A 26,770-nucleotide genomic window follows, 5' to 3' on the forward strand; every position below is an offset into this window, starting at 1 on the left:
TTCCCTTATAGAGCATAAATAACATGCAATTCACCTTTACCTTCTCAATTAAAGTTACCTGTATTAACTGCCAACAAACTATCACTCAACAAGACCTAACTCAATCCAATTTCCTAATCATCCTCCCTAGCTTCATTATCCAACATCAAGCCTGTCCGTTAGTGAAAACTAATCCCAAGTCTCCTTATCCCAAATGCGGATTTAACCGTGTCCACAACCTATTTTACCAAAAACCAAATAACCATGAATCAACTCACTAACCAAGAATTACTTGAAGAACTTGATCAAAGAATCAAAGAAGGAACTATTACCTTTAAGCAATCCGAACTAGTCTCTAACCCTCTCACTTCCTGATTAACAAGCAAAAACATTGCGCTAGCAGGCTTAGTGTTGGTCACTGTTTATCTATTTCTTAACCGAATTACTGCCGCAAGAACCAATGTGCAGATAGCGGAAGCAGACAAACCCTTTCCTGTGTACCTTGTTCCAAATAACTAAAAACTATGAATAAATATCAAATACTAAAATGAGCCGTAATGGGCTTAACTATAACCTCTCGCACTGCCTCTCTTGCTAGTTTTATTAAACCGGAATTAACCATTATTCCTAAATACGCTGAACCCACTAAGCAAGTCTTAATTCAAGCCGGTAATGCTTATTGAAATTATGAATTAAATCAGCAAAAGCCTTCTAATCTCACTTACCAAGAAACTAACCAATGAATCCTAATCAACTATGAAAAACCTTAAATACTTAGCCTTAGGCATAGCAGCAGGATTATTAATCCCTTATGCTATAGCCTTTTATAAAAGCAAAAAAAAAGCCCCAATTACTTCCCGCCACACTTACGAAGAAGAAAACGAACAAGAATACTAATGAGTAAATACTTTATCTGATTCGCCATTTGCTTAGTGGCTGGATTTTATATCCGTCATTGAGTTCACACTGGAGCAGGACAGTTTAGACAATTGAACCATTATTTAGGAGGAGATTGATAATGTCTACTGGTAGCCTAATTTTCTGTAGTTTACTAGCAGTTGCTTGCGGTTTCCTAATCCAACAAACAGTAGAAACCTTACTGAATACTTCCCTAACTCTGTTGCCTTTTAAGATTCAAACTGTGCGTTAGAATTGCTGGGAGATAAAAACTAGATCCTATAACGCTAATGCTTTTTTTATCATATAAGCTCCCTAGTTAGCTTTTTCCCAGCCAACTTTTAATCATTCATCAATACTTCCTGCCCTTCTTGCTGGGGAGTAAAAAACTAGCCTTGTCAAGCAATGTTTATGGACGTAAAATTATTTTGAATCTGCATATCGGTTTGCTCGTTATCCGTCTCCCCAGTTTACCTAATCTGGTATTTTGTCAACTTACTTTCCCTAGATAGCCCTTAAATTAGCCCTAAGTTTACAAAAGCCCTAATTGCCAAGTTTACAAAAACAAAAAATCTATGCTACCCTTTCCTAAAAAACAATCTCAAACAATCACTTTTGACTCCTTTTCCAAAAAAAGAGTTCAAGAAAATGTCTTAACTCTTACCCAATTACAAGCCCTGTGCCAAACTCCTTCTTCAATTCACCTTTCCTATCGCCATGATAAACTTTTAGAGTGTGTCCTTTTAATGGGATTTCTTGGTCTTCGGGTCAGTGAAGCCATTAATTTCCCTTGGCAAACTATTCCCGTAGAAGATAAACAAGCCTTTCTAGTTCGGGGAAAAGGAAACAAACAGCGTTTAGTATTCAATTTACTTAATCACCCTTATATTGCCAAGAAAGCTAAATCTGACCCAGAAAAAGATAAGTGGAAGTCTATTTCAAGGATGGCAGTTTGAAAATATCTCCAAAAGCAGTCCCAAGAATTAAACCTGTCCTGAAAGATTACTCCCCACACTCTCCGTCGTTCTTTTGCTTCCATTCTCCATTATGATTTTCACCTTGAACCTCCTGCCATTCAGCAACTCCTTGGTCACTCCCAGTTTCAAACTACTGAACGCTATTTAAAAAAAGACACTCGTTTCCTGCTCAACAGTCTCCAACGCAAAGGATTTTTGTGCTAATCCTCAAAAGGCACTAAAAGAAAAAAATTATGTTCCCAACAAAAATAAAAGAATCAAAAATAACTTACTTAGCCCTCGGTATTATTGCCGGTTTAGCCTTAACCTGAGCTTACACTAAATGAATTAAGAAAGATTAATTATGCCCATGGTTAAAAAGTCTAACAAAACAATTAAAAACTCTGTTTCTCGCCCTAGTCCTAAACTTACTCCCAAAGAAATCTTCTGAAAAGAAGTTGCAGAACACTCTAAATCCCTAATTGCTAACTTAATTGAAAAAACGCTTCCTATTTCTGCCACTCCGGAAGTCTTTGACCCTGAAAAAGATATTGATTACTGTGTGCTTTTAAGAGAAGAATTGCCTAATTCTTATGCTGATAATGAAGAGTACCAAAAAAAAATAACCCACCAAAGTTGAACTGAAACGGACATGGAATACGTCAGCCAAGACTTAGTTTGTGCTTATTTTGACTTAGTAGTCAAAGCTTTAGCTGATTGATTAAGTGATTATCCGAACTTCGAGAACACCAGTTTACAAGAATTGAAAGAATAATATGCCCCAAATAAAAAAAACTAAACCTAAAACTGCTCGCCAGGCAGTAAAAAAGAAAATCACCAAAAAAGTCTCCACTGCCCTAGTTAGAGCCAAACCAACCAAAAACCCCGCCGCTTACTTCCAATGCATGTCTGCTTGCTGCCAAAAAGGAATCAAACCTAAAAAAATCACTCAAGTAGCCCATGAATGTAAAACTAATGCCCTAGCCCTTAATGCTAAAATGTCCCAAGCCCGAGCTAAAGCGGCCCGGAAAATTAAAGACGGCTATGAACAATTAGGCAAAGGTTTAAGCGAATTTATTAGGTCTAAATAGAACATGATTGATTGCTGTGAATTAGCCGCCCAGAATGGCAAATTAGCTTTGCAAATTGCCTGAGGAGCTTTTGGGGTTATCACTTTTTTATTAGCCATGTTTTTCGGTTATAATCTTAAACTTAGTGCTAGAACAGCCAGTTTAGAAAAGAAAAACGGTTCAGAACAAAAACAACTTGATGCCCTTAAAGCCAAAATAGAAAAACTAGAAAAAACTGCTAATGCCTAATTGCCTCTTTTGCCAAAAGAAATATGTCTTCCCTAGCCCTCTAATTGATATTTGCTGATTTTGCTATTTAAAACAAACCCGAAAATAATATGACTATTATCCTGATAATCTTGCTTGCTTTGCTAGTAATTTACCTTTATTACCGAAACCAGAACACTAATGCTCCTAAACCTCCTGAAACTAAGCCCTGAAAAGAAGATCTTGACCATTTACAAGAACAAATTAATGAATTAAAACCCAAAGACCATGACTAAACAAGCCCACCAAAAAGAATTAAAAGAAAAAGTAAAGCCGGGAATTAAGCCTTCACATTTAAAGAGAAGCAAATCTCTGTCGGATATTCCGGCGGCTCCTGAATCTATTCCCTTAAAAAGAACTGCTTCGCAACCTGCCCTAAAACAGCCTAATTTAGCTAAGCAAATAGAGCAATTAAAGCAAGAATTAGTTTTTAGTCAGCAAACCGCACAAAACTATCTCACTAATCTCCAAAAAGCCATTGCTGAATTAGACCAAAAAGAGCAACAGTTAGATTCGGTAAATCAGGATTGATTAACCTTAGCCCAGAAACAAATTGATAACTTAAAAAAAGCGCCTAATGTTCGTATCGCTGAACTACAGCAAGAATTAAAAGAAACTGTCAAAGATGCCACCCAAGAAATTACTCGCCAAGAAACTGAAAACAAGCAATTAAGGAATAAATTAAACCAAACTCAACAGCAAAATCAAGACCTAAATCAGCAAGTAAAAGATTACCAAAGAGCCGCAGAACTAAGGATAAATAATACCGAGAGCATTAAAGAAACTAATTCTTGGTGAGACTGAGGACCAGTGTTTTTACTCGCCGCAGTTTATTTACTAGCCACCTGATTAACCCGAAAGGAAAAATATTATGACTAAATATAACTTTGAGGAGTTTAAACAGTGATTAGAAGAAAAACCGGAAAGACAAGACGGATTAAGATGAACTGATGTGTTTCCGTTAATAAAAAATCGATTTGACGCTTTTGTTGAAGGAAAGGATGATTTTGCCGAAAAAGGTTGGATTTATACCCAAACAGTAGCCCAAAAGTGAAAACAAGAAGTAGACCAGAGAGAGAGAGAGAGAGCAAAAGGAGGAAAATATGAAGTGTAGCCAATGCCAAAAAGAAGCGGGAACACAAATCTACTCTGGGCTTGATTACAAAAATCTTTGCTATGATTGTCTACAAAAGCACACAAAACAGAAGGCAATTATGATAAACGCCCAACAATAATTAAATGAAAAGTTTCCTACTCGGGAAAGTAGAGAGCAAGTAAAGATTTTATACATAACAAATAGAAGAAGTGGCTTGCCAATGGTTCTTACCCGAGAAGAAGAAGAAAACTTTAACGAAATTATTCTGGAAGGAGAAGTTGACCTCAACGACTTCTCTAATTTAGAAAAATTGGTCTTAATGGGTGCTAGTTATCAACCACAAAAAATAACTGCTATTAAAGCTGAAAAGTTAACTAAACTAATTCGTTTACAATTACGAGATTGTCCTGATTTAACTTTGGCTGATTTTAGCAATTGTGTTAAATTAAATGGAGTTGTAACGGTGGCATGTCCTAATTTAGGCATTTTTACTTTTTTAGATAAGTATAAGCAAGAAATAGCCCAATTAAAAGCTCAGTTAGCTGAATTAGAATCAGAAAGAAATAGTATGCCCGGTTCTTGAAATGAAACTACTAGCGACCCCAGTGAACCCTTAAACACTAAAATCCAGCGTAAAAAACAAGAATTAGCCAATGTGCGAGATAATACCCGCCAGCCCACTAAATATCTCCGTAAAGAAATAGAACTCTTAGAAAAAATCCAAACTCTAGAAGCCAAGATTACTGAGCAAGAAACCAAAGAAGCTAATTATCAACAACAAATTCTCCATAAGGAACAACAAATCACCGCTAAACAAGAGCAATTAACTCGCTTACAAGAAGCCAGAAACCAAACTGAAACTATCCTTAATCGGGCTATTATCAACTTAAATCAGCAAATTACTCAACTGAAAAAAGCTACCCAGCAAGAAAAAGAAAGATTACAGGGTGAATTAACCAATTTACACACTAATAGTGAGCAAACTATTACTAATTTGCGCCAGGAGATTACTCAGTTAACTAATACCAGCCAAAAAGAGAAAAAAGAATTAACTGAAAAAGTTGCTCAGTTAGAAACTAACCTAAAAACTAAAACTGAAACAGAAAAACAATTACAAGAGCAAAAAACTGCTTTGGAAAAGCAGCTAAAAGACCTAGAAAAAGAGAAAAAAGCCGCTGAGGAAAGGCTTTTAAAAGAACGACAAGAAGCCCTTAATGAATGAGAGAAAGAAAAGCAAAAATTAGAAACCAATATCCAAGAACTCAACCAAGAAAAAGATAAATTCAAGCAATCTGCTGACTATTTACGAGACACCTTAAAATCTACTGAAAAAAACTTAGAAGACACCAAAAACCAACTCACCAACACTGAAAATCAAAGCCAACAAAACCAAACTTCCTACCAAACCACCTTAAACCAAAAAGACCAAGAACTAACCAAAAAACAAGCATCCTATGCCCTAATCCAAGAACGCAATACTGACCTCCAAACTAAATTAGACACAGCCCAGCAAGAAATCACTAAACTCACTGAATGAATTACTAAACTAGAATCAGCCTCAGTAGAAGGCGATGCTTTCCAAAATCTTCAAAAAGAATTAACCAGAGTTCAGCAAGAAAAGCAAGTTTTGCAAGAACAATTAGAAGCTAAGTATCCCACTAATAAAAACCTCTGAATTTATGTGATTATTGCCCTGATAGTGCTCTATTTCCTAATGAGTTAGTATGACAAAAGCCCAGATTTTAATTCTTTTAATTATCCTTGCCCTAGTGATTTATTATCTAAACCAAGAAACTAAGCCTCCCCGACCTATTATTACTCAAAAAAAACCTGTTATTAAGCCAATCCTGCCCATCACTAACCCTAAAAAGTCCAGTATCCCACCTACTAACTCGCCCTCTCCTCCTCACTCGCCCATAATTAACTTTCCTTCTGATATTTCAATCCCAGACCCTGAATTTATCCATTGCCCTGCTACTACTTATGAACCAGAAGCCCTAGAACCTGCCCAAAATATCACTGAACAATCCCTTAATCCTGATGAACACTATCGCCAAAAAATCCTCACCTCCCTAGAAATCTGGCAAACTACTTTCACTAACCCGCAACAAAAAGCCAAAATAACCCAAGCAATCAACACCTTAGAAACTGAAAACAAACCTCGCTATGAATACTTACAAATTCTCTGGAACCTAAAAAGCTTAGATGGTTTTAAGGAATTAATTAGCCAGCCCTTAAAAGAATGAATTAATTTGCCTGTTTCTAAGCCAACTAATGAAACTGACCATGGCTGACTTACTGATGATAATTTAGAGTTTATTTTAAGCAATCACCCAAGAATACAGGAAGCTTTAACTAAGCAAAAACAATTCACACTCCGCACCGATATCGCTAATATCTATAATGCTTTCCAAAGAGCTAAAGACCAACAGGAATGAGATTTGCCTGAATTCCTCCAAGAATTAGAGTGAAATAAAGCCGAATATACCCTGTTTCCTTTGCGAGTCAGTGGTGATCACTGAGGACTGTTTATTTTACAAGACTTAACTTTTGCTGAGGAATGCTCTAATTATCAAGTTTATTACACCTCCTCAGGCAAAGGAATAGAAAGTGAAGTAAAGCAATTAAAGCCTTTCATTAGCCAGATTACTGAATTAGAAAATAATATCCAAATTCTCCAAGGAGACAAACAACAAGACGGCTATAACTGTGGAGTTTATTTAATTTTCTGTATTCTAGAACTACTAGAAACTGGCAAACTAGAATTAAAGAAAAAGTATACTTCCAGTGATTGCCAAGAGTTTAGATGAGAGTGAAAAAGTAAAATAGGGGGTGAGAAATGGTGTAAATGAGACTAATGCTTAAAAATATAATATGGATTGAAGATATCCATAATCATAATGATTAAAACTTTCCACCGTTGGCAAAAAGACTTAGAACAATTCTTTTACGAAAGAAAACCTCTCTTAAAGTTAAAGAATATTGAAAAAGTGCTTAGCCGAAAGTTAGAAATGTTGGATGCTGCTCTTGATTTAAGAGTTTTAACCACAGTTCCTCACAATCGTTTAGAAAGATTAAAAGGAAAAAGACAAGGTCAGCACAGCATTCGGATCAATAAACAATACCGCATTTGCTTCATTTGATAAAAAGGAAATGCCTATGAAGTGGAAGTAGTTGACTATCATGATGAAAAAAGATAATAAAGATATGAAAAAAACTAAGAAATTACCGCCCATTCACCCCGGAGAGATATTAAGAGAAGAATTTTTGGTTCCTCTTAAACTTAGCCAAGCCGAATTAGCTCGCAGCATCAATGTTTCCACTAAAAGAGTTAATGAGATTTGTCAAGAAAGACGAGGTATCACGCCTGATACTGCTTACCGCTTAGGTATCTACTTCAATATGGGACCAAACGGAATGGACTTTTGGCTTAATTTACAGCACAAATATGAAAGAGAATGCTGAAAAGATTATTTAGAAAGCCAAGAAAAACAAATCCGCCGAGAAGTCCATCCTTTGCCGGCTAATTATTAATAAATTATATCCTTATTGCTTATCGCTTTTATCACTAAAAATATTCATATTTTCCCTTTTGCTTTACTTCTTATTTGCCTTACTGTCCTGTTAACTTGTCCTTTTACCCTTTAATTCCCTAAAAGCCAACTAATCTATGAATAAAATCTTAATAATTGCTATTCTTTTAATCCTAATAGTCTATTATTTCAGTCAAAAACAAGAACACCCAAAAACTATTCCTAAAAGTTCCCAACCTGTCCTTAAATCTATCCAAACCCAAACTAATTTAAGTGATAAACAAATTTCCCTCTTAACCCAACAATGAAATCAAGTTGCCAATTGAGCCCAAGAGCAAGGAATAAACACTAATAAATCTTGAAACTTAACTATGCTTAAAAAAAAGTTAGAAAGCCAATTAAAGCCTGCCCAAAAGCCTACTAATGATAAAGAAACACAAACTGATAACCAGCCTTTTAGCCCTGACCAAGACCTTGAAAATACCCTCACTAACCTAATAGCCTCTATGCAAAAACTAAACCAAGAAATCAAATAATATGAACTTAAAAGAAAAATTACAACAATTAGCCACAGAGTGAAGCACACTCCAAACCAAAATTAAAACTAAATTAGCCACCAATACCCAAACTATCACTGAAACTAACCAAAAGTTAGCTGAAAGCAATAGAAAACTAGAAATCCAAATGAAAGAAAACTCAGAAAATGAAAAAATACTAGAGAAACTTATTAAAGAGTTTCAAGAATTAGGGAGGAGTTTATAAAAACTATGACCATAAAAAAACCATTCTCTCTCAGGGAGTTAGTTAGGAAACTTAAATATTTTCGTGATTCAGGAGATATTACAAGATTATTAGCCTCACTAACCTGGGATGAAGAAAAACAAGCAAGTTTAATAACTAACCGAGGAATTCCCTCAGCAACAGTTAAATTTGAAATGAGTTTGCTTAGCTGCTACTTGCTTGTTTATGAAAATAATTCACCTCTCTGTAAAAGCAAAATAGTCTTTGCCAGTGATGCTGTTGACCAATTTTCAGTATCAGCAGCCATGAAAGACAATAGTGAATGAGGTGGTTCTAGGAGTAATTTAACTTGAAAATGAACCATTAATGCTAATAATCAAGCTGATTTAACTAAATTAATTAAGGTTTTAGAGGCGGGAATAACTGCTGAAATTAATACCTTACCGGAATTTAAAGATTTACAGAATAGCTGTCAAGGGTTAAATCAAAAAGTTATTTCAGTGAAAGAAGTTAGGGGAATGAGAAAGAATGATTGAAAGGAGACATGGATAATGAGTGGGTGAATGGTGATTGGAATTATTACTGGCCTAACTTTCTGATTAGTAGGATTTATTGGTTGGACTTTTTTTGGCTTTTTAGGGAAGATTATTAAAGGAGGAAAGCATGATTAGAGATTTTAAAGAAAAAGTATGATGGAAAGAATTGTTATGTGGGGTTAGTTTGGGGTATTTTTTTTACCGGTAGTGATTGTTTTAGTATGAATGCTATGGAAGTGAAGCAGGTTGGAAAAAGATGAAGGAATGAGGAAAGGAGCAATGAGATAATGAAAGGATATAGTGTCCAAGAAATAGAAAGACTTTTTAGCAGAGCAGGAAGAACCCGTCCTAAAAGCAAAGCTTCTGGTGATGCTGGTTATTGAACTGGTGGACACTGTAATTATGGTGCCTTTCATAATTTACATGAAGACTGTGAGACTTTAGCGAGAGGATTTGCCAATATCGAAAGTTTAGGAAACATCAAAGACGTCTTAAAACAATGCACTAGTGAAGTAGAGTTCAATTCTAAAAAGAATGATTTTGTCAGAAGATGTGAAGAAGCTATTAATGGCTTAAGACCTCATATCGGTGCTCACAGTTCTATGTTTGGTATCTGTATTATTTGAAGCGAAGAAGCCATGGATAAACATGTAGAAAAAGTAATCAAGAAAAATAAGGGAGAAATAGAAAAAGTAAAATCCTTATTGGAAAAAGAAACTTATAAATGAGTTGAGGAATTGAGACAACTTGAATTAGAGATAAACGAAATAAAAGCAAGAATGGAAGAAAATAAGCGAAAAGCTATGGATCCAAATATCAGTCCATCTGAAAAAGCCGCCCTTTTAGAAGAAATTGAAAACGACGGCAAATTACTCCAACAAAAATACGCAGAACATAAGGCACATTCTAATAAATTCAGATTTGACCCCAGCAAGTATGTCTCCGACATGATTGAAGCAATGCGAAGAGCAATTGAAAAAGGCGGTAGAGATGGTTCAGGAAGTGGTGGCAATGGCAACGGAGAAGGCGGAAGCGGTCGAAATAAAGACCCCAAAGACCCTAACAATCCTTTTGGTGACGACAACGATAGTGATGACCCTGACAGAAATAATAAAAAACCTCCAAAAAACAAAAGAAAAAAAGACGATGACGCTCAGTCTAACCAACAATTAATTATTTTTGCTGTAGTAGCTCTAGTAGTCCTTTTCCTCCTCGTGAACCAAAGCAATAGCCAACCCAGACCTAGTAGCTATGATGATTATTATTAAAACTTATGACTAAACAATTTAACCTTGATATTGACACTGAAGAAATCAAACAAAAGCTTGGTGAACAAACCCAAAAACTAGAACAAAAAGCCGGAGAATTATGAGATAATTTCACTCCTCATTACACTAACCTAGAACCCTGACAACGCGGCTTGATTCTAATTGGAATTCTTGCTCTCCTAGTTTTTGTCATCTATTACCTCACTAAACAAGAAGACCCTACCGAAGTTTTACGCCGTAAAGAACGAGTTGAAGCAGCTATGGAAGAAAGAGTATTGAAAAGAGTNGAGGAATTGAGACAACTTGAATTAGAGATAAACGAAATAAAAGCAAGAATGGAAGAAAATAAGCGAAAAGCTATGGATCCAAATATCAGTCCATCTGAAAAAGCCGCCCTTTTAGAAGAAATTGAAAACGACGGCAAATTACTCCAACAAAAATACGCAGAACATAAGGCACATTCTAATAAATTCAGATTTGACCCCAGCAAGTATGTCTCCGACATGATTGAAGCAATGCGAAGAGCAATTGAAAAAGGCGGTAGAGATGGTTCAGGAAGTGGTGGCAATGGCAACGGAGAAGGCGGAAGCGGTCGAAATAAAGACCCCAAAGACCCTAACAATCCTTTTGGTGACGACAACGATAGTGATGACCCTGACAGAAATAATAAAAAACCTCCAAAAAACAAAAGAAAAAAAGACGATGACGCTCAGTCTAACCAACAATTAATTATTTTTGCTGTAGTAGCTCTAGTAGTCCTTTTCCTCCTCGTGAACCAAAGCAATAGCCAACCCAGACCTAGTAGCTATGATGATTATTATTAAAACTTATGACTAAACAATTTAACCTTGATATTGACACTGAAGAAATCAAACAAAAGCTTGGTGAACAAACCCAAAAACTAGAACAAAAAGCCGGAGAATTATGAGATAATTTCACTCCTCATTACACTAACCTAGAACCCTGACAACGCGGCTTGATTCTAATTGGAATTCTTGCTCTCCTAGTTTTTGTCATCTATTACCTCACTAAACAAGAAGACCCTACCGAAGTTTTACGCCGTAAAGAACGAGTTGAAGCAGCTATGGAAGAAAGAGTATTGAAAAGAGTTGAACTTTTAAAGAAATTAAGAGAATAAAACCATGTATTACGAAGAATTTGACGAACAAGAACAGCAAAAACTTGCTGAAACCAAAAACAAGAAAAAACAAAAGCAAGCCACTATGCTAATTGCTTTGCTTTTAATTGGTGGAATTGCTTACTACTTTCTAGGCTACTTACCGCAAGAAAGAAGCCGCGTTAAGCAAGAAATTGAAGAAGCATTTAAAGAAAACTTTAAAGTTTATCCTGAGAAACTGGACAAATCTTTATGAGAAGAAAAAGAAAATTGAGAAGAACATTTAAATAGTCTTTTTTTGCCATCACAAGTAAAAGTTTTTGGTGAAAAAATTCTTAAAGCAATTGACAAAAAGGCAGAGGAGCTGGAAGAAGAGGAAAGAGATAAGCCAAGAAAGTTAAAAGAAGAGGCAGTTAAGTTCGTAAAAGCAGCCTGCACTGAAACAGAACTAGAATTACCAGAAATCAAAAAGATTATTGAGCAATGCACAGAAAAGATTGAAAAAACTTCTCTAAGAGAACTTGATGAAGTTAAAAATAAGGCAGTTGGATTAATTGAGCAAGAAAGATTTAAAAGACAAGGTCTTCACTGGAGAAGGCAAATACACAATTGAGCCGATAGATGGCTAATAAGAAACAGACAAAGTTTTGAAAATGCTTGAACCAAAATGTCTAAGATGCTTGGAGAAGAACCACCAAGTTTTGATATTAATGGCATTTACAGGATACAATTTCCACCATCTCTCTGAAATGACTTATCCGAAGAGGAAAAAAAACTCGCCAAAGCCAATGGTCATGGTGAACTTACTCTTGAAGAACAAGTAAAAGATTATAAATTTAGCCCTTTAATCGAAGAATGAGAAAATAAAGTTAAGCCTGACCCTGCAAGAGGAACATTCAACCCTCGAGATCCGAGCAATTTAGACAACAATGCTTTATTTTACGGAGCACCACGAACTGGTAAATCAGTAATGGCGGAAAAAATGGCTTATGAAGCCGACAGATACCCATTAGTAGTGATTCAAGGTTCAAGTTTAACTCCTAGAAAACCCGATAATGAAGCGGGCGTTAGTCTTTTGATAAAGTTTATTTACACTATTAGCACTATAACTCACGATTTGGCAGACAATTTTAACTTTGGAAGAGAAGAAGATGGCGAAGTTCGTTACATTCTTTTTCTTGATGAAGCCGACCAAATATGCACAACTCACCTTTTACCGCCAAAAGATGCCTCTTCACAATTAACTTTTCTAAAAGAATGCATGGGTAGTGATAACAAAAAAGAAGAAAGTAAAAACTTGTGAATTGCGGCTACTAACCATTTAGATAATGTTAATCAAGCCGTTTATCAGTCAGGAAGATTAAGCAATCCTCTTGATTTTAGTTGAACTTTAGAAACATTTACCTATTACGCTGAGCAAGCAGGCATTAGTCACCAGTTTCCTGAGCATTGAACAAAAAATAAGACTTTGAATGCTGAAGATAATAAGTGGGTTAATCGATTTAACAAAATTATCTTTGACCGGGATTTCCTTGGCAAAGAAAAAGATGGTGCCACCAATCCTAGAAAAGAATTTTGAAATAAGTTTATTAACAATAATCCTGGTGCTGAATATGAACCTGAAAGAGACGAAGAAAACATCGAGGAACAAGAAGATGATGATAATGAACCAAAAGACAAAAAAGTAAAAATTAAATGAGGCGAATTCTTTGAGTTCTTTTGGCATCTTTATGATAGCAAGCAATTAGAAGCTTTTGAAGGTGAGTTTATCAATCCCCGTAATCCGAAACTAGAAGAAGTATTAGCCANTACGCTGAGCAAGCAGGCATTAGTCACCAGTTTCCTGAGCATTGAACAAAAAATAAGACTTTGAATGCTGAAGATAATAAGTGGGTTAATCGATTTAACAAAATTATCTTTGACCGGGATTTCCTTGGCAAAGAAAAAGATGGTGCCACCAATCCTAGAAAAGAATTTTGAAATAAGTTTATTAACAATAATCCTGGTGCTGAATATGAACCTGAAAGAGACGAAGAAAACATCGAGGAACAAGAAGATGATGATAATGAACCAAAAGACAAAAAAGTAAAAATTAAATGAGGCGAATTCTTTGAGTTCTTTTGGCATCTTTATGATAGCAAGCAATTAGAAGCTTTTGAAGGTGAGTTTATCAATCCCCGTAATCCGAAACTAGAAGAAGTATTAGCCACCGTGGATTCAACCCTAAAACTTACTACCAACAAACTCAGCAAGGATATCTGTAAAGCTATTGATGCTAGATTAAATGAAATGAATGATACTATCACCGAAATCAGAGATTCAATAGATGTGGGTCAAAATGCCATGTCTACTAGTATAGACAACTTTTCTAATGAAATTTCTATTCTCCTCACTTCCATAGGAGAACACTTAAACAGCGACCGAGGAAGGAGGAGATACTGAAGCCCTTAGCCCATTAACTTCACAAAAACAAAAAAAATTATGACTAAAAACAACAAAGAAATTGAACAATTAAACCAAAAAATAATCCAAATTAAATCCCTAATCCAAAACACCAAAGCTTCCCTTAAATCCTGAGCCAATTTAATTGGTCAATATCACTTACAATTAAAAGAATTTACCAACCAACTTGCTTTACTAAAAAAAGAACTAAATATGAAAGAAAAAAATACGAAAGGAGTCACCAAATAATGGGACTTTGGCAAACACTTTGCACTTGTGCTGGTTGTGCTATTGGTGCTGCTTGTGTCATTATGACTGGAGGAACAGCTTATGCAGTAGTAGTGCCTTTGCTTGTAGCCAGCGGAGGAGGAGCTATTGCTGGAAACCTTATTGGTAGCAAATTAGATCAAGAAGAAACCAAAACTAAAAATCAAACCAAGGACCTTGAAATCAGAGGTCAAACTATTGAGACTTTGAAGAAAGATAATGAGAAACTTCATACTGAAATTAATGAGTTGAAAAACAGGCATGAAGAACTAGACACCGAAGAAAAACAAAAAGAAAAAGAGTTAGAGCATGCCAAAAACAAAGCCAATGACTCTTCTCTTTCTGAGGAAGAAAGAACTAAATGAAGAAGAAAAGTTGTCGTTCTTGAAGAAGAACTTGGCAATATAAGAAATGAAAAAAAAGAAATTGCTGACAAAATAAAAGACCTTAATAATAGAATTAAAGATAACAACAAAAATATCACTTCTGTCGGTAAAGGTTCCGATGACGGAGACAAAAAAGGCATTATGGCTTTTCTTACTCTAGAAAATATCCTGATCTGCTTAGCTATTTATGTTGTATGGCAAGTTGCCATTAAAGATGATAGAAGATATTAAACTTTTCTTTTCCTCATCACTAACCAAACAATCAAACCAACCAAACCAGCACCTAATATAAAACTGCCTCCTATCCATAAAACTAGTTTAAGATTATTAGATTTTTGTTCTTGCTTGGCTTGTTCTTGCTTCAATTTAGTTAATAATTCACTGATTTCTTGGGTTATTCTAGCATACTTGACTTGTTCTTTGGCATTAAGTTTAGATAAATCCATGGTTTTAGTTTCAGGGTTAAAAGTTATTTTGCTTTGGAGCGGACTCAGTTCTCGGGCTAAGTTGAGGAATTGTTGTTGCTCTTCCGGGGAGGTATGAGATAATAACTTCTCTTGTTCTAATAACTCTTGGTATTCTTTGGAATTCTCTCCATAGATTTGGATGATTTGTTGCTTAGCCTGGGAAAAGAATTGGTTGAGTTGAAAATTAATGCCTTGATTTGAATTGTTTGCTGAATTAGAAGAAGATTTGTTTTTAACTGGCGAAGGATTGCTTGAGTTTGTTGATGGCTTATTACGTGGCTTATTAGGATTTGAATAATTATTATGAGCAGAACTACTACTAATTTGTTTAAGTTCATTCTCTAATTCAGTCAGTCTTTTCTTATGAAAGTCTAGATAATTTTGCCATTCAGGGTTATCAGGTCGAGGATTAGCTTCTAATTTTTGGATTTTTTGACGGAGTTCTCGAATGTCTTGAGCTAGTAATGAATTATCGTCATTGTCAAGTTCTACTGGTTGTTGTTCATAATAGGTATTGCAGCAAATTTCTGAACAGAATTCTTTGCCATTGTTAACTGTTTCATTATATCAAATAACTTTTTGATTAGTTAAAGATTGATTGCATTGAGGGCAAATTTGCTCTCTCTCTCTCTCTCTCTCTCTCTCTTAATTGCTTAGTTTTCCTATCTTTACATCTATCGCCATCAGCCACTATTCCTGAACGATCTAAGTTTTTTTCATTAGCTATTTGGCTTAATTCTTCTTCTATTTCTAGATAAGCTTCTTGTACTTGTTCTACGTTAGTATATTCTGCTTTACTTAGTTTACCAAATTGATATCTAGTTTCTTTAAGCTCACGAGTGTCAAGCCCGCGATAACCTAGTCAATCTTTAATATTTATTCGGTGATAATTAAATTGTAGATTATGTAAGAAACTCCTGCTTTTATTATCACCGCAGTCGAGGCAACATGGATGTTCTCCTTTATCTCGTGGCCAATAAACTTGATCATGATGACAAAAGGGAACTATTTTTCTTTTCTTGTTTTTATCTAGCCAATTTGCTCTTATTCTTATTTGTTCAGGAAATGTTTTTTCTGTTTCTGATAAAAGTTGTTGTAAATTATCTATTCTTGCCTCAATTTGAGCCTTTTCGTCGTCTTCTTTCAATCAAGTTGTAGTTAGCTTTCGAGCTTTTTTCTGAATTTTTTTAAGGTTTTGATAACTTTGTATAGTTAACTGTTTTTTTTCTTTTTGACTTATTTGCTCTAGTTTAGCAAAGCAATCATTGAGAATAACATTTATTTGCTCACTATTCATAAAGCACCTCCTTTACAACAAGAGAGAGAGAGAGAGAGAGAGAGAGCAAGTTGAAATAGAATTCAATGAAGACGATTCTTCAATAAATAGAAGTGAGATTAAAATAGATAATATAATTAAAGTTGAAAAAGTTAAAAATAAAGACATGGTAATTAAATTAGATGAACACAGAGGTGATGCAGCGAAAAGATTCATTCATCGTATTGAAGGTGGTACCCACAGAGGATTATTAGAAAGTTTTGGTGATTATGCTAAAAATACTATCTTTGAAGCAGTTCAAGCAAGTATTAAAAGTAACAATGAAAAAGAAATAAAAGAAGCAGTTAACGAATGAGTAAGGTTTTCTTTTGATGGTGTAGATACAGGAAGAAGTTCCCTTAAATGACTTAGAAGTAGAGCAAGGGCAAAACAATATGGACTTAATGAAGAAACTACTAAAAAAATTGATGCTCTTAATACTGCATTAAGTGCACGGAATGCTTTTCAACCTGGCAATGCTACAAATTTGCAAGATGCATTAAACAATCTCGCCACTGACCCAGCATTTTTAACTCACGCAAAAAATAATTTCATAACCAGTAGATTAGATGATGGTGCCAACAAAATGGTAAACAATTATGGAATTAACTTAGACCGTGATAAAAACTTGGTAAGAAATTGTATAAATAATATGACAAGCGTCGCGGATTTATATTTCCTTTTTAATTTTTTTGAAGATGCTACTAAGGTAGTTAATCGTGGTGATGAAGCTATTCATACTTTACTTGCAGGAGTATTATTTGACCCTAATGATATCCGAAGAAACTCAATTGACAACCGAGGAGATTTTTACGATGATGCTGACCCTGACAACCCTAACTTTAATAATTACTTCAATATTCGTAGTTATACCATGGGAAAAATTTGTGGTGATTTTCAACCAATTTTTCATAACTGAACAATTGATAACACCTTAGAGGATTTAAAAACCAAACTAGGCTTGATTTGAGAAGAAATAGCTCTCTATACTCGCTTAATTCAGGAAGGAAAAGCCGCCAAAAGAGTTTTAGCAAATAATGATGATTTTTTCCAACAAGTGGTAAATAGTGAGGCTGATTGATGAACTTTTTTTCGTAGAATCAATGATGAAGGTACACGAAAAGCATTAGGAAATAATAAAATCACTCAAGCATTTAGATGGGGCTTTCGTAAAACAGCAATTACAGGCAATTTAGTAGCAAGAACAGTTGCCGATGATGTTATTGATAGTTACAGGATGGGTGATGATGGTAATGCTGATTTACAAATTACTGGATATGCGGCTGGTCTGCTTTATAATTCAGGAGTCGGTCGTGCTATGATAACGGTTTTAGCAAACACCACCACAGCAGCAACAGATACTGCTAATCCTGATGTAAGAACAGAACCATGATTAAAAGACGTTGTGGAACATTCTTCTCTTACTTATAACCCTCTTAGTGCTTATACTGGTGTTGTCGGCAATCTTTTTTTATTAAACACTTGGGTTGATAGTCAAATTGCTTTAACTGCTGAAGAGCAAACTTTTATTAGTGATGATGCTCTCGATACCGCAGAAGCCAAACACAACGCAGCAGTGTTGTTATCCACTTTACGAGCCATTAAAGGAGCGAACACAGGCAACAACTATTTATTAAATGAAGCAAGAAATAATTGATTCACTAAAGACCAAACGGCTATTGATACGGCAATTGCCGATGGCACTGTCAACGCCGACCAATTAGCAGTTTTACAAGAATTTGAACAAGCTTACAGAGATAATCCAAACAGTCACAAGGGTAAAGTTTGAACCCGAGCTAACCATGATGATTTTAATACACTTCACACAACGAGAGTAGAAGGATTAGCAAATAAAGTGTTAAATCGGGCAACAAGAATGCACGCCACAACAAATCTCAAAGACTTTCGGGATATTCGGTTCAAAGGCAACCGGGTGGATCGCAACTACACTGCTAACGATCGAGTAGGAGAAACTGCTGGAGCCGGAGTAATTACTGCTTACGATGCCAAAGACCTCAGCAAAAAAGCCGCGGGCTTACTTTACAACTTAGGAATAGAACACGAAAATGTTCATAACAATACTCACGCTGATGATGGAACTCGGGCCAACGCTTTTGATATCGGGGATGGCACTCGCTTTGACTTAACTAATGAAGCTAACTCAGCGGCCGGCGGTTTGTGAGGCTTTGTGCAAGCTAAATCCTTAGCAGTTAACCCGCTTTCCAACGACGGACAAGGAAATTGAGCAGATACCGGCACTAACGGAGTCAATTTAGACCCTGCTGAAGAAGCCATAATCAATCGGGCTGGTTTAATTACTGCTGAATCTAAACACGCGGCTGCGGTGTTATTAGCTCATTTACGAGAAATTAAAGGGGCTTCGGGAATTGCTGGTATCAACCAGCAGTTAAATCCAAGGGGGAGATGCAGCGAACGACTGAACTAATAGAACCCAAGCGCAACTTAATGCAGCAGTTAACAACGTTGCTGATGACCAATACCAAGCTCTCAAAGAGTTTAAAGAGGCTGCCGACCTAGTAACTGCCGGAAGAGATCCACGACGAAATAACGTTGACATTCAAGCCAAAAATTTGGCCTGAAACGAAGTAAATACCGGATTAACCCACGATCGCTCTGGTTTAGCCCTTAAACTATTTAATGTTGCTGAACAGTTAGTTTGAAATGTTTTCTTTACTAGTCCTAATGGTAATAATGCTGATGCTCTTGATGACGCAAATGACGCACCACCAAGACCAATTCGTAGTGGCTGAAAAGATAGTGGTTTAAGTCCAGTTCGTCCTGGGGTTCATGATAGTGAAGCAGACCAAGCTTGAGCTAATGGTTGAAGAGATTTAAGAAATAATAACGGCGATGTTGGAAATGCTGGTCAACAAGGAGGTAGAATTACTGGTCTTCGTCCAGCAGATAAAGACTTTACTTATACTTCTTATGGACAAACAACTAATAATGTTAAACCTCACGAGAGAAGAAAAGATGATTTAGACCAAGCCCACCGTGCTCGAGCCACTTATGTACCACCACAACAAACTGAACTAGATTATAATGGTATTATCCAAAGAATAAGAGATGAAATGCAAAAATCACCTCCGGTTAGTGATAGTGGATTAAATGCTGAATTAGGGCAAAGTAATTGAGAAAGTTGACTTCGTGATGCTCAAGATAAAAATGAATTAGATAGTCGTGAAAGCCAAGCAATAAGTGCTGTTAAAGAAGCTCGTCGCAAGGAAGAAAATCCGTCTCCTCTAGATCTAAACAAAGTTATTAATGAGGCTATTCAAGCAGTTAAAGACCACTGAAAAGAAAAAGCTGGCTCTGAAACTGGCAAAATCAATGGTCAAGACCAAAAACAAGTATTAGGCAGCTGAGAAGAAGAAATCCGCAAAAAAGACAGTGAAACTGCTATTAATGCCGAGCGTGATCGCTTAAAAGAATTGATTAATACAGAAAAAGCCAAAGAAGGTTCTGCTCCTCCTGGTCCTGGTTTACCAGGTGGTCCTTATCCTGACAATGGAGATCCCGATAGTGGCGAAGGTGATGACTCTGGAAAAACTCCTCCTGGTGGTAAGGAAGATGGTAAAAAACCTATTGGTCCAGAAGAAAAAACCCCCGGAGGAAAAGAAGATGTTCCAACTGATTCTTCAGGAGAAGAAATTAAAGAAGAAGAATGAAAAAATGTTAGCCCAAGCACAGTAGATAAAATTGTTAAAGAAAACGAGGCTACTAATATTCAATCTGGAAAAGATAAAGACGCTAACTTAGAAAAAATTAAAGAAATATTAAAAAAAGTAAACCAAGCCAAGGGTAAAGAAAAATACAACGAACCTGCTAAAACCCTTCAAGAGGAATTAAACCAAATCCAAAGCAGCAGTTTAGTTACTCAACTGGAAAGCCTTAAAAAGGAAGTAAATGAGGCTATTCAACATTTAGAAAAACTAGAAAAAGAAAGTTCACAAACCCAAGACCAAGCACCAAAAAGCTGATGACAAAAACAACCTACTTGGGCTAAAGTAGCCATTATTTTTGGTATACTTACAGCCATTATTTTAATTGGAATAATTATTAGCCAACTAACCAAGAAAAAACAAGTTTCAGAAGAAGAGGAGTAAACTCCTATTCCTAAAAGACCGAAAATTTTAAAAAATACAGGGGGGCCAGTAAAGGGAAATTTTGTTGCTCCGTGCTTAAAATAAAAGAATTTTACAACACTTTTTTAATATTTAAAATTAACTCTAATCCTTGGTTTACTTTTTCCATTATCTCTTTACTGGCTGCTCCACAATAACCTCGTAAGCGTAGTTTCTTATCAATGGCTCGCAAGCGATTAAGTAAAATCTTGCTGTCTTTGGCTAAACCATTAGCAGAATTAGCCTTAATTAGTATTTCCAAGTTTTTTACCGGTGATAAACTTTCTCAATCCTCATCTGATAAAGGAAACACAATAACATGATGGTCGTATTCATTTTGAATATCATTGCTAACTACCAGAGCAGGACGAAGTTTGCCGACCCCTTACGAGGATTAAAATAAACCAAATAAATTTCTCCGTAATGAGGAAAAGGATAAGGAGATTGTTAGGAGGGCTTGCTTTTTGGTTCTTTCATCTTTTTATAGCCCATCATTGCTAGTTTCGTCTCAAATTAGGTCTTCTTGGCGTCTTTTTTGGCTTTTAGCTACTGCTTGATAATCTTTAATAAGTTCTTGTCTTAATTGCTCTTTTTTTTGTTGTTTTACTTGTTTAATTTTTTCCTCCACTGCTTCATTAACAAAACGGCTGATTTTAGTTCCGGCTACTTGACGAAGTTTTTGATAAGTTTTTTCAGGAAAATAGATGTTTGCGTTGCGTCCTGCCATAATATCATATTTTACTTGCTTAACTAGGCAGTGAGTATTATTGGTTTTTTTTTTAAATTTTATTATTTTTAACTAATTAGATGATTTTAGCATAAGAGACTGGCTTTATTTCAAAGAGAGAATGTAAAATGAACCGAGACACGTTAACTTAGATTTCAATAAGATTTTATTCATAGTTTTTTAGAAAATTGTGGTGACAAGAGGACAAGGAATAAAAGGGCAAAAATAGGCATTAGAGAACCATAAATTAAGTATTAGGGTGATGATTAGTTTATTTATGAAAGTTAAGCAAAATACGAAGCATTTCCTCTATTTCAATCATTATCTCTTCAGGTAATTCTCCTATTTTCTTACCAATTCGCTTCTTATCAACCGAACGAATTTGTTCCGGCAATATTTTGGCTTCTTTTCCGTCAAATTCAATAGAAATATGAAAAGGAACGCTGGGCATGGGAGCAGTAGTAAGAGGAACAACAACTACTCTTTTGCCAATAATGTTTTGTCAATCATTACTCATTACTGCACAAGGACGAGTTTTATAGATTTCCGTGCCAAAAGTTTTTCCTAATTTCACTCAGTAAACCGAGCGATATTTAATTACTCTTGGCTTATTCGTCTTCTTCAATAGCATCTCATTCTCTCATTTCTTTTTCGTAATTTTTGCTTTTGGCTAGTTTTTGGTAAGCTTCTTTTAGTTCCTCATCACTAATCTTAAATTTAGGCTTTGCTTCTTGGTGGATTTCATAATCTATTCCTTTTTTTTCACAAATTTTCTTGATTTCTTGGATATTGCTTTTGATAATTAGTGATTTCGGTGTTCGCTTAATGGCAAGAATCGGGCTGATATTCTTATTTATTGGCATAATCTTATATAATAATTTTAGAATTTAATTCCATTTACATCACTTTACCTCCCCGATTTTTTGTTTTCATTCTCATCTAAATTCTTGACACTGTTTAGCGATGTATTTCCTTTTCAACTCTAACTTTCCAGTCTCCAATATCTCTTCAATATATTTAACTAAATAAACTCCACAATTGTAGCCATCTTTTTGCTTGTCTCCTTGGAGAATTTGGATATTATTTTCTAGTTCAGTAATATTTTTAATGAATGGTTAATTACAAAGTAAATAAAAGGGCAGGTAAGTTATCTAGCAAAGCAATTAAGAAATAGCCTATCAACAGACCACTTAGAAAGAAAATGGTTAACACAATTCTGCTAACTCTTTTTCCAAAGATTTGGCTTGGGAAATTAGTTTTTGGTTACGACCTGATTGGGCTCAACTGACTCCTTTTTTACTTTTTCTTTTCATAGATTTGCTGAGAGTGCGCGACATATAATAACTAGTTTATTTTAATCTTTGGTCTATATTTACCTCTCCCATAATTATCAAAGCCATGGGAACGAGGCTTTTTATTACCATAAGCATATTGAGAATAAGAAGAATTAATTAGTTTCTTAAAAATTTGACAATATTCTTGATATCAAGGATTATGATCATGTCCATCACCTCATTGGTTATATTTGTCGATTAACTTCTGATTCTTCTTTCGATAAACATTTAATTGTCGACTTAGAAAAATACTTTTGACAATCTTATTGTTGAAACTTGCCTGTTCTCTTTTTTCGTAAAGTGAAGCGAGTTTTTTCAGAATACTCCTTTCGCCTAAAGAGAATTTTTTTTGATAGGCTTTAATATGCCCGACTTCATGAGAAATAGTATCAAAGAATTCAGTTTTACTTCTCAAAGTATACCAAGGAATATAGATTATTTTCTGAATGTCATCAGTTCAACCTCAACCATCGCTTAACAGGGTTTTGGCTGATAAGTTTTGCGGACATTCTCAACTTATTTTTTGCTTCGGGAGACAATGAACTAACATCTTTGCTACTAATTTTTGGTGCTTAACTTCTAGCTTTTTAGCGGGGCAGGAAACAAGGCAAGCCGCACCTTTATTAGGAGTAAATTTGGCTTTACAATCCGGACAATTGTTTGCTAAGTTATTTTTCTTATCTAAAAACATTTTAGTGTTTAATTCTTGCTTTGTCAAAGGCATTCATTACTTTTTCCATTTCACGAATTTCTTTTTGTTCTTGTTTAGGTAGTTTAGCAAATTCTTTATCTCAAGTTGTCTGGTGGTTGGCTTTTTTGCTTTCTTTCGATTCTTGAAGGATAAGACTTTGACCACAAAAACGACATTTGTTAGTTTGTTTGAGAGAGTTTGTTTTCTTTTCTCCCAAAAGTGAGATTACTTCTTTTTCGCTGATTTCTTGATTCCTAATTTTGGTTCTCAATTGCTGCAAGAATTCTTGTTTAGTCCTAATCGTGCTTAATCTGTTCATATATAGATTTTAATAAATAAGCCTAGTTTAGAGGCAGTTTTAATCCCATTTACATCACTTTACCTCCCCGATTTTTTGTTTTCATTCTCATCTAAATTCTTGACACTGTTTAGCGATGTATTTCCTTTTCAACTCTAACTTTCCAGTCTCCAATATCTCTTCAATATATTTAACTAAATAAACTCCACAATTGTAGCCATCTTTTTGCTTGTCTCCTTGGAGAATTTGGATATTATTTTCTAGTTCAGTAATTTGGCTAATAAAAGGCTTGATTTGTGCTACTTCACTCTCTATTCCTCACCCAGAAGAAGTATATCACACTAAATAATTAGCACATTCATCAGCAAAAGTTAAGTCTTGTGTCAGTGTCCATTTTTCTGAAGTTCAGCTATGACGGCTCATTTTCAGTGTTGGGGCTTGAAAACACGGCGGACTTTACGGAGGAATTGGCGTAAGTTTTCTTTTTTTACTTGTTTTATTTTAGTTAATGCGTCCATGAGGATTTTTGGATNTGTCTGGTGGTTGGCTTTTTTGCTTTCTTTCGATTCTTGAAGGATAAGACTTTGACCACAAAAACGACATTTGTTAGTTTGTTTGAGAGAGTTTGTTTTCTTTTCTCCCAAAAGTGAGATTACTTCTTTTTCGCTGATTTCTTGATTCCTAATTTTGGTTCTCAATTGCTGCAAGAATTCTTGTTTAGTCCTAATCGTGCTTAATCTGTTCATATATAGATTTTAATAAATAAGCCTAGTTTAGAGGCAGTTTTAATCCCATTTACATCACTTTACCTCCCCGATTTTTTGTTTTCATTCTCATCTAAATTCTTGACACTGTTTAGCGATGTATTTCCTTTTCAACTCTAACTTTCCAGTCTCCAATATCTCTTCAATATATTTAACTAAATAAACTCCACAATTGTAGCCATCTTTTTGCTTGTCTCCTTGGAGAATTTGGATATTATTTTCTAGTTCAGTAATTTGGCTAATAAAAGGCTTGATTTGTGCTACTTCACTCTCTATTCCTCACCCAGAAGAAGTATATCACACTAAATAATTAGCACATTCATCAGCAAAAGTTAAGTCTTGTGTCAGTGTCCATTTTTCTGAAGTTCAGCTATGACGGCTCATTTTCAGTGTTGGGGCTTGAAAACACGGCGGACTTTACGGAGGAATTGGCGTAAGTTTTCTTTTTTTACTTGTTTTATTTTAGTTAATGCGTCCATGAGGATTTTTGGATCATGGAAATTCAAACTGGTAGTTATGTTTGCATTAAAATATACTTATATGAACTTCCAAGAGCAGATTAATAAAGCTAAAATAACTCTATTTGGCAATATTTGAATAGTAAGATTAATAAAATTATTGTGCTATGTGGGTTGTGGCTTTCTGGCTTGGCTAATCTGGAAGTCAGAGTATATTTTTGGCAAACAAACTCCTGCCCAAGTTTTTAAAACTTATATTCGAGATTGAAACACAAAAAACGTTAATGATTTGTTGTATAATCTTTTGACAATTGGTTGTTTTCTCGCTATCATTGGTCTCTACTTCTATCTCTCGGGTAAGTTAGTAGAATGATTAACCACTATTAATATTCCGGCTAGCCAACAAGATAAAATTTTTCAAGAGAAAGTTTATTCAGTTGATGGCAAAAATAATTATTCGGTAAAGAAAGTAGATAGCCTAGAAATTACTGGTTTTCGCAATTCGGCTTATGTTACTTGCCAAGGAATAATTTCTTTACAAAATAAGCAAAGTAGCAAGCAAATTGCTTTTGTGATTCATTCCCATCGGCAAAATTTACAAGAATATTTAGTCGGAAATAAATTTAAAGACCATTTGCCTAGCACTAACATTTACTTTCGAGAGAAAACTTTCCTGACTTGGCAAAAGATTTTAGCAGCAGTGTTGGTAGTGGCTTGTGGAGGATTTTTTTTAAATAGATATTTAAAAGGAAAGGCTTTTCCTGAAACCGCAATTGGAGATGTTCTTTCGGGAGAAAATGATCGGCAAAGAAGACAAGCCCAAGAAGAAGAAAAAGCCCAAAAAGAGGCTGAAGAAAGAAAAAAATATATTGTCAATTCCGGAGATATTGATACTACCTGAAACCAAATTGGTGGCTTAAAAGTAGCTAAAGAAAGAATGAAAGACAATGTGAACTTAATTAAAAGAAAGAGGCAAAACAAAGACTTTCCGGTTGAACCTGAACATGTTCTCCTTTACGGTCCACCCGGCACAGGAAAAACTTTGTTGGCCCAAGCAGCGGCCAAAGATTCAGGAGCTTTCTTTGCTTACGCCACAGGAGGACAATTTTCTGGCAAAGACCGTCGGGAAAGAGAAGAAAAAATTCACATGTTTCTCAATGGAGTGGTTAAAGAAACCAAAGGCGACCCTTGCATTTTACTCATTGATGAGTTTGAGAAAATGACTGATGACGAAAATAGCAGGCAAAAATGCACCGAATGAAATACCATTATGGACGGCATTGACAAAAAAAAGTTTCCTGGTATTGTTATTGTAGCAGCCACTAACAAAGCCGAACAAATTGATTTAGCCCTCTTTCGTTCTGAAAGATTTGGTAAAAAGTTATTAATTAGTTTTCCCGAAAAAAAAGAACTTAAAGACATTATTACAGTTACTCTTGATAAATTTTGCGAGGATTGTAAAAATTGACCAGTTTTTTTTGGTAATAAAAGCAAAGCAGCATTTACCAAAGAATTCACCGATTATATTTTTAAAGAAATTACTGAAACTAAAGAATATGAGATAGACCCAAATGAACTTGCTGCGGGAACCGCAGGATATGATTATGACGACAAAACTGGAAAGAGAACACCAAAAAAAGTGTTTGATGAAGACGAAGCCCCTCCTCGCCCATTATTTGTCGGAGCCGATATCAAAAAGATAATTTACAAAGAGGCTCCTGCTATTGCTACTGCCCGAGGAGAAAAAGCCATCACTAAAGATGATTTTAAAAAGGCAATAAGAAATACATTTGAATATAACCGATCCCAAGGACTACAACAAAAAGAAATGCTTAAATTCATTCAAGAATTAATTAGAATAAAAGGAAAAAAAGGAACACCATCATGATGAGATTTTTATTAATAAAATTTGGTTTCTTTTTAAAGTAAAAATAGATTAGTAAAAGTTAAATTTAAACATTAAAAAATTTATCTCTAATTTTTTTTACGAAAAAAATGTTGAAAAACGCAAATTGA

The 26,770-nt window shown here is 35.2% G+C and carries 39 protein-coding genes and 2 pseudogenes; 29 read left to right on the plus strand and 12 right to left on the minus strand.

Annotated features, from left to right (window positions below; genetic code table 4):
- Positions 1-23: 23 nt before the first annotated feature.
- From GvMRE_RS07200 to GvMRE_RS07305, 26 genes and pseudogenes are all read left to right on the plus strand, one after another.
- Complete coding sequence (locus GvMRE_RS07200) at positions 24-260, plus strand: hypothetical protein (RefSeq protein WP_147410543.1); 237 nt, start codon at positions 24-26, stop codon at positions 258-260.
- Positions 244-498: a hypothetical protein gene (locus GvMRE_RS07205; RefSeq protein ID WP_147410544.1), complete on the plus strand. Its 255-nt coding sequence runs from the start codon at positions 244-246 to the stop codon at positions 496-498. Before GvMRE_RS07200 ends, GvMRE_RS07205 begins: the two co-directional genes overlap by 17 nt.
- A gap of 5 nt (positions 499-503) precedes the next feature.
- Complete coding sequence (locus GvMRE_RS07210; RefSeq protein WP_147410545.1) at positions 504-749, plus strand: hypothetical protein; 246 nt, start codon at positions 504-506, stop codon at positions 747-749.
- Complete coding sequence (locus GvMRE_RS13695) at positions 736-876, plus strand: hypothetical protein (protein ID WP_172575307.1); 141 nt, start codon at positions 736-738, stop codon at positions 874-876. The genes GvMRE_RS07210 and GvMRE_RS13695 overlap by 14 nt, the downstream gene beginning before the upstream one ends.
- Positions 876-998 carry a hypothetical protein gene (locus tag GvMRE_RS14375; RefSeq protein WP_281267957.1) on the plus strand — a complete coding sequence of 41 codons (123 nt, stop codon included), beginning with the start codon at positions 876-878 and terminating at the stop codon, positions 996-998. Before GvMRE_RS13695 ends, GvMRE_RS14375 begins: the two co-directional genes overlap by 1 nt.
- A gap of 453 nt (positions 999-1,451) precedes the next feature.
- Positions 1,452-2,057 carry a tyrosine-type recombinase/integrase gene (locus tag GvMRE_RS07215; protein ID WP_147410546.1) on the plus strand — a complete coding sequence of 202 codons (606 nt, stop codon included), beginning with the start codon at positions 1,452-1,454 and terminating at the stop codon, positions 2,055-2,057.
- Positions 2,058-2,202: 145 nt separating this feature from the next.
- Positions 2,203-2,607: a hypothetical protein gene (locus GvMRE_RS07220; protein WP_147410547.1), complete on the plus strand. Its 405-nt coding sequence runs from the start codon at positions 2,203-2,205 to the stop codon at positions 2,605-2,607.
- Between the two features lies 1 nt (position 2,608).
- Complete coding sequence (locus GvMRE_RS07225; RefSeq protein ID WP_147410548.1) at positions 2,609-2,923, plus strand: hypothetical protein; 315 nt, start codon at positions 2,609-2,611, stop codon at positions 2,921-2,923.
- Positions 2,924-2,926: 3 nt separating this feature from the next.
- Positions 2,927-3,151 carry a hypothetical protein gene (locus tag GvMRE_RS07230; RefSeq protein ID WP_147410549.1) on the plus strand — a complete coding sequence of 75 codons (225 nt, stop codon included), beginning with the start codon at positions 2,927-2,929 and terminating at the stop codon, positions 3,149-3,151.
- A gap of 89 nt (positions 3,152-3,240) precedes the next feature.
- A complete protein-coding gene (locus GvMRE_RS13700) occupies positions 3,241-3,405 on the plus strand; it encodes a hypothetical protein (RefSeq protein WP_172575308.1) in 165 nt (54 codons plus the stop codon).
- Entirely contained in the window at positions 3,398-4,048 is a 651-nt protein-coding gene (locus GvMRE_RS07235; RefSeq protein WP_147410550.1) for a hypothetical protein, read from the plus strand. Before GvMRE_RS13700 ends, GvMRE_RS07235 begins: the two co-directional genes overlap by 8 nt.
- Complete coding sequence (locus tag GvMRE_RS07240; RefSeq protein ID WP_147410551.1) at positions 4,041-4,283, plus strand: hypothetical protein; 243 nt, start codon at positions 4,041-4,043, stop codon at positions 4,281-4,283. Before GvMRE_RS07235 ends, GvMRE_RS07240 begins: the two co-directional genes overlap by 8 nt.
- Entirely contained in the window at positions 4,273-4,404 is a 132-nt protein-coding gene (locus tag GvMRE_RS14380) for a hypothetical protein (RefSeq protein ID WP_281267958.1), read from the plus strand. Before GvMRE_RS07240 ends, GvMRE_RS14380 begins: the two co-directional genes overlap by 11 nt.
- 81 nt (positions 4,405-4,485) lie before the next feature.
- Entirely contained in the window at positions 4,486-5,988 is a 1,503-nt protein-coding gene (locus tag GvMRE_RS07245; protein ID WP_147410552.1) for a coiled-coil domain-containing protein, read from the plus strand.
- A 1-nt stretch (position 5,989) separates the two neighbouring features.
- Positions 5,990-7,123, plus strand: coding sequence for a hypothetical protein (locus GvMRE_RS07250; protein ID WP_147410553.1), 1,134 nt, complete (start codon positions 5,990-5,992; stop codon positions 7,121-7,123).
- A 42-nt stretch (positions 7,124-7,165) separates the two neighbouring features.
- On the plus strand, positions 7,166-7,411 hold the full coding sequence (locus tag GvMRE_RS07255; protein ID WP_147410554.1) for a type II toxin-antitoxin system RelE/ParE family toxin: 246 nt from the start codon (positions 7,166-7,168) through the stop codon (positions 7,409-7,411).
- Between the two features lie 61 nt (positions 7,412-7,472).
- Positions 7,473-7,799, plus strand: a complete 327-nt coding sequence (locus tag GvMRE_RS07260) for a HigA family addiction module antitoxin (protein WP_147410555.1) — start codon at positions 7,473-7,475, stop codon at positions 7,797-7,799.
- A gap of 136 nt (positions 7,800-7,935) precedes the next feature.
- Positions 7,936-8,334 (plus strand): hypothetical protein, encoded by a 399-nt coding sequence (locus GvMRE_RS07265; protein WP_147410556.1) that lies wholly within the window; start codon positions 7,936-7,938, stop codon positions 8,332-8,334.
- A gap of 1 nt (position 8,335) precedes the next feature.
- Positions 8,336-8,560 (plus strand): hypothetical protein, encoded by a 225-nt coding sequence (locus GvMRE_RS07270; protein ID WP_147410557.1) that lies wholly within the window; start codon positions 8,336-8,338, stop codon positions 8,558-8,560.
- Between the two features lie 5 nt (positions 8,561-8,565).
- A complete protein-coding gene (locus GvMRE_RS07275; protein WP_147410558.1) occupies positions 8,566-9,210 on the plus strand; it encodes a hypothetical protein in 645 nt (214 codons plus the stop codon).
- A 95-nt stretch (positions 9,211-9,305) separates the two neighbouring features.
- Positions 9,306-10,343: a hypothetical protein gene (locus GvMRE_RS07280; RefSeq protein WP_147410559.1), complete on the plus strand. Its 1,038-nt coding sequence runs from the start codon at positions 9,306-9,308 to the stop codon at positions 10,341-10,343.
- Positions 10,344-11,172: 829 nt separating this feature from the next.
- Positions 11,173-11,481: a hypothetical protein gene (locus GvMRE_RS07290; RefSeq protein WP_147410561.1), complete on the plus strand. Its 309-nt coding sequence runs from the start codon at positions 11,173-11,175 to the stop codon at positions 11,479-11,481.
- A gap of 655 nt (positions 11,482-12,136) precedes the next feature.
- A pseudogene (locus GvMRE_RS14525) lies at positions 12,137-12,817 on the plus strand (AAA family ATPase); the annotation flags it as partial.
- A 512-nt stretch (positions 12,818-13,329) separates the two neighbouring features.
- The gene (locus tag GvMRE_RS14530; RefSeq protein WP_425451142.1) at positions 13,330-13,911 is read left to right on the plus strand and encodes a hypothetical protein; all 582 of its coding nucleotides are present in this window, start codon (positions 13,330-13,332) and stop codon (positions 13,909-13,911) included.
- A 30-nt stretch (positions 13,912-13,941) separates the two neighbouring features.
- On the plus strand, positions 13,942-14,151 hold the full coding sequence (locus GvMRE_RS07300) for a hypothetical protein (RefSeq protein WP_147410563.1): 210 nt from the start codon (positions 13,942-13,944) through the stop codon (positions 14,149-14,151).
- Positions 14,151-14,786 carry a hypothetical protein gene (locus GvMRE_RS07305; protein ID WP_147410564.1) on the plus strand — a complete coding sequence of 212 codons (636 nt, stop codon included), beginning with the start codon at positions 14,151-14,153 and terminating at the stop codon, positions 14,784-14,786. The genes GvMRE_RS07300 and GvMRE_RS07305 overlap by 1 nt, the downstream gene beginning before the upstream one ends.
- Here the strand turns inward: GvMRE_RS07305 and GvMRE_RS07310 are convergent.
- Positions 14,783-15,001: an SH3 domain-containing protein gene (locus tag GvMRE_RS07310; RefSeq protein WP_147410565.1), complete on the minus strand. Its 219-nt coding sequence runs from the start codon at positions 14,999-15,001 to the stop codon at positions 14,783-14,785. The genes GvMRE_RS07305 and GvMRE_RS07310 overlap by 4 nt on opposite strands.
- Positions 15,002-15,605: 604 nt before the next feature.
- Positions 15,606-16,319 (minus strand): hypothetical protein, encoded by a 714-nt coding sequence (locus tag GvMRE_RS07315; protein ID WP_147410566.1) that lies wholly within the window; start codon positions 16,317-16,319, stop codon positions 15,606-15,608.
- Here GvMRE_RS07315 and GvMRE_RS07320 point away from each other — a divergent pair.
- On the plus strand, positions 16,288-18,783 hold the full coding sequence (locus GvMRE_RS07320; protein WP_147410567.1) for a hypothetical protein: 2,496 nt from the start codon (positions 16,288-16,290) through the stop codon (positions 18,781-18,783). The genes GvMRE_RS07315 and GvMRE_RS07320 overlap by 32 nt on opposite strands.
- Before the next feature lie 145 nt (positions 18,784-18,928).
- Entirely contained in the window at positions 18,929-20,464 is a 1,536-nt protein-coding gene (locus GvMRE_RS07325; protein WP_147410568.1) for a hypothetical protein, read from the plus strand.
- Between the two features lie 91 nt (positions 20,465-20,555).
- Here GvMRE_RS07325 and GvMRE_RS07330 read toward each other — a convergent pair.
- From GvMRE_RS07330 to GvMRE_RS13710, 10 genes and pseudogenes are all read right to left on the minus strand, one after another.
- A pseudogene (locus tag GvMRE_RS07330) lies at positions 20,556-20,849 on the minus strand (type II toxin-antitoxin system PemK/MazF family toxin); the annotation flags it as partial.
- A gap of 114 nt (positions 20,850-20,963) precedes the next feature.
- Positions 20,964-21,209: a type II toxin-antitoxin system CcdA family antitoxin gene (locus tag GvMRE_RS07335; RefSeq protein ID WP_147410570.1), complete on the minus strand. Its 246-nt coding sequence runs from the start codon at positions 21,207-21,209 to the stop codon at positions 20,964-20,966.
- A gap of 271 nt (positions 21,210-21,480) precedes the next feature.
- Positions 21,481-21,834 (minus strand): type II toxin-antitoxin system PemK/MazF family toxin, encoded by a 354-nt coding sequence (locus tag GvMRE_RS07340; RefSeq protein ID WP_172575310.1) that lies wholly within the window; start codon positions 21,832-21,834, stop codon positions 21,481-21,483.
- Complete coding sequence (locus tag GvMRE_RS07345) at positions 21,818-22,072, minus strand: hypothetical protein (protein ID WP_147410572.1); 255 nt, start codon at positions 22,070-22,072, stop codon at positions 21,818-21,820. Before GvMRE_RS07345 ends, GvMRE_RS07340 begins: the two co-directional genes overlap by 17 nt.
- A gap of 342 nt (positions 22,073-22,414) precedes the next feature.
- Positions 22,415-22,546 carry a hypothetical protein gene (locus GvMRE_RS14385; RefSeq protein WP_281267961.1) on the minus strand — a complete coding sequence of 44 codons (132 nt, stop codon included), beginning with the start codon at positions 22,544-22,546 and terminating at the stop codon, positions 22,415-22,417.
- 7 nt (positions 22,547-22,553) lie between these two features.
- On the minus strand, positions 22,554-23,267 hold the full coding sequence (locus GvMRE_RS07350) for a hypothetical protein (protein ID WP_147410573.1): 714 nt from the start codon (positions 23,265-23,267) through the stop codon (positions 22,554-22,556).
- Positions 23,236-23,553, minus strand: coding sequence for a hypothetical protein (locus GvMRE_RS07355; RefSeq protein ID WP_147410574.1), 318 nt, complete (start codon positions 23,551-23,553; stop codon positions 23,236-23,238). Before GvMRE_RS07355 ends, GvMRE_RS07350 begins: the two co-directional genes overlap by 32 nt.
- Before the next feature lie 39 nt (positions 23,554-23,592).
- Positions 23,593-23,955, minus strand: a complete 363-nt coding sequence (locus GvMRE_RS07360; protein ID WP_147410575.1) for a hypothetical protein — start codon at positions 23,953-23,955, stop codon at positions 23,593-23,595.
- Between the two features lie 362 nt (positions 23,956-24,317).
- On the minus strand, positions 24,318-24,680 hold the full coding sequence (locus GvMRE_RS07370) for a hypothetical protein (protein WP_147410575.1): 363 nt from the start codon (positions 24,678-24,680) through the stop codon (positions 24,318-24,320).
- On the minus strand, positions 24,629-24,775 hold the full coding sequence (locus tag GvMRE_RS13710) for a hypothetical protein (RefSeq protein WP_172575311.1): 147 nt from the start codon (positions 24,773-24,775) through the stop codon (positions 24,629-24,631). The genes GvMRE_RS07370 and GvMRE_RS13710 overlap by 52 nt, the downstream gene beginning before the upstream one ends.
- 61 nt (positions 24,776-24,836) lie before the next feature.
- Between GvMRE_RS13710 and GvMRE_RS07375 the strand changes: the two genes are divergently transcribed.
- Positions 24,837-26,657, plus strand: a complete 1,821-nt coding sequence (locus tag GvMRE_RS07375; RefSeq protein ID WP_172575312.1) for an AAA family ATPase — start codon at positions 24,837-24,839, stop codon at positions 26,655-26,657.
- Positions 26,658-26,770: the final 113 nt, after the last annotated feature.

It is taken from the genome of endosymbiont GvMRE of Glomus versiforme, from assembly GCF_003546845.1.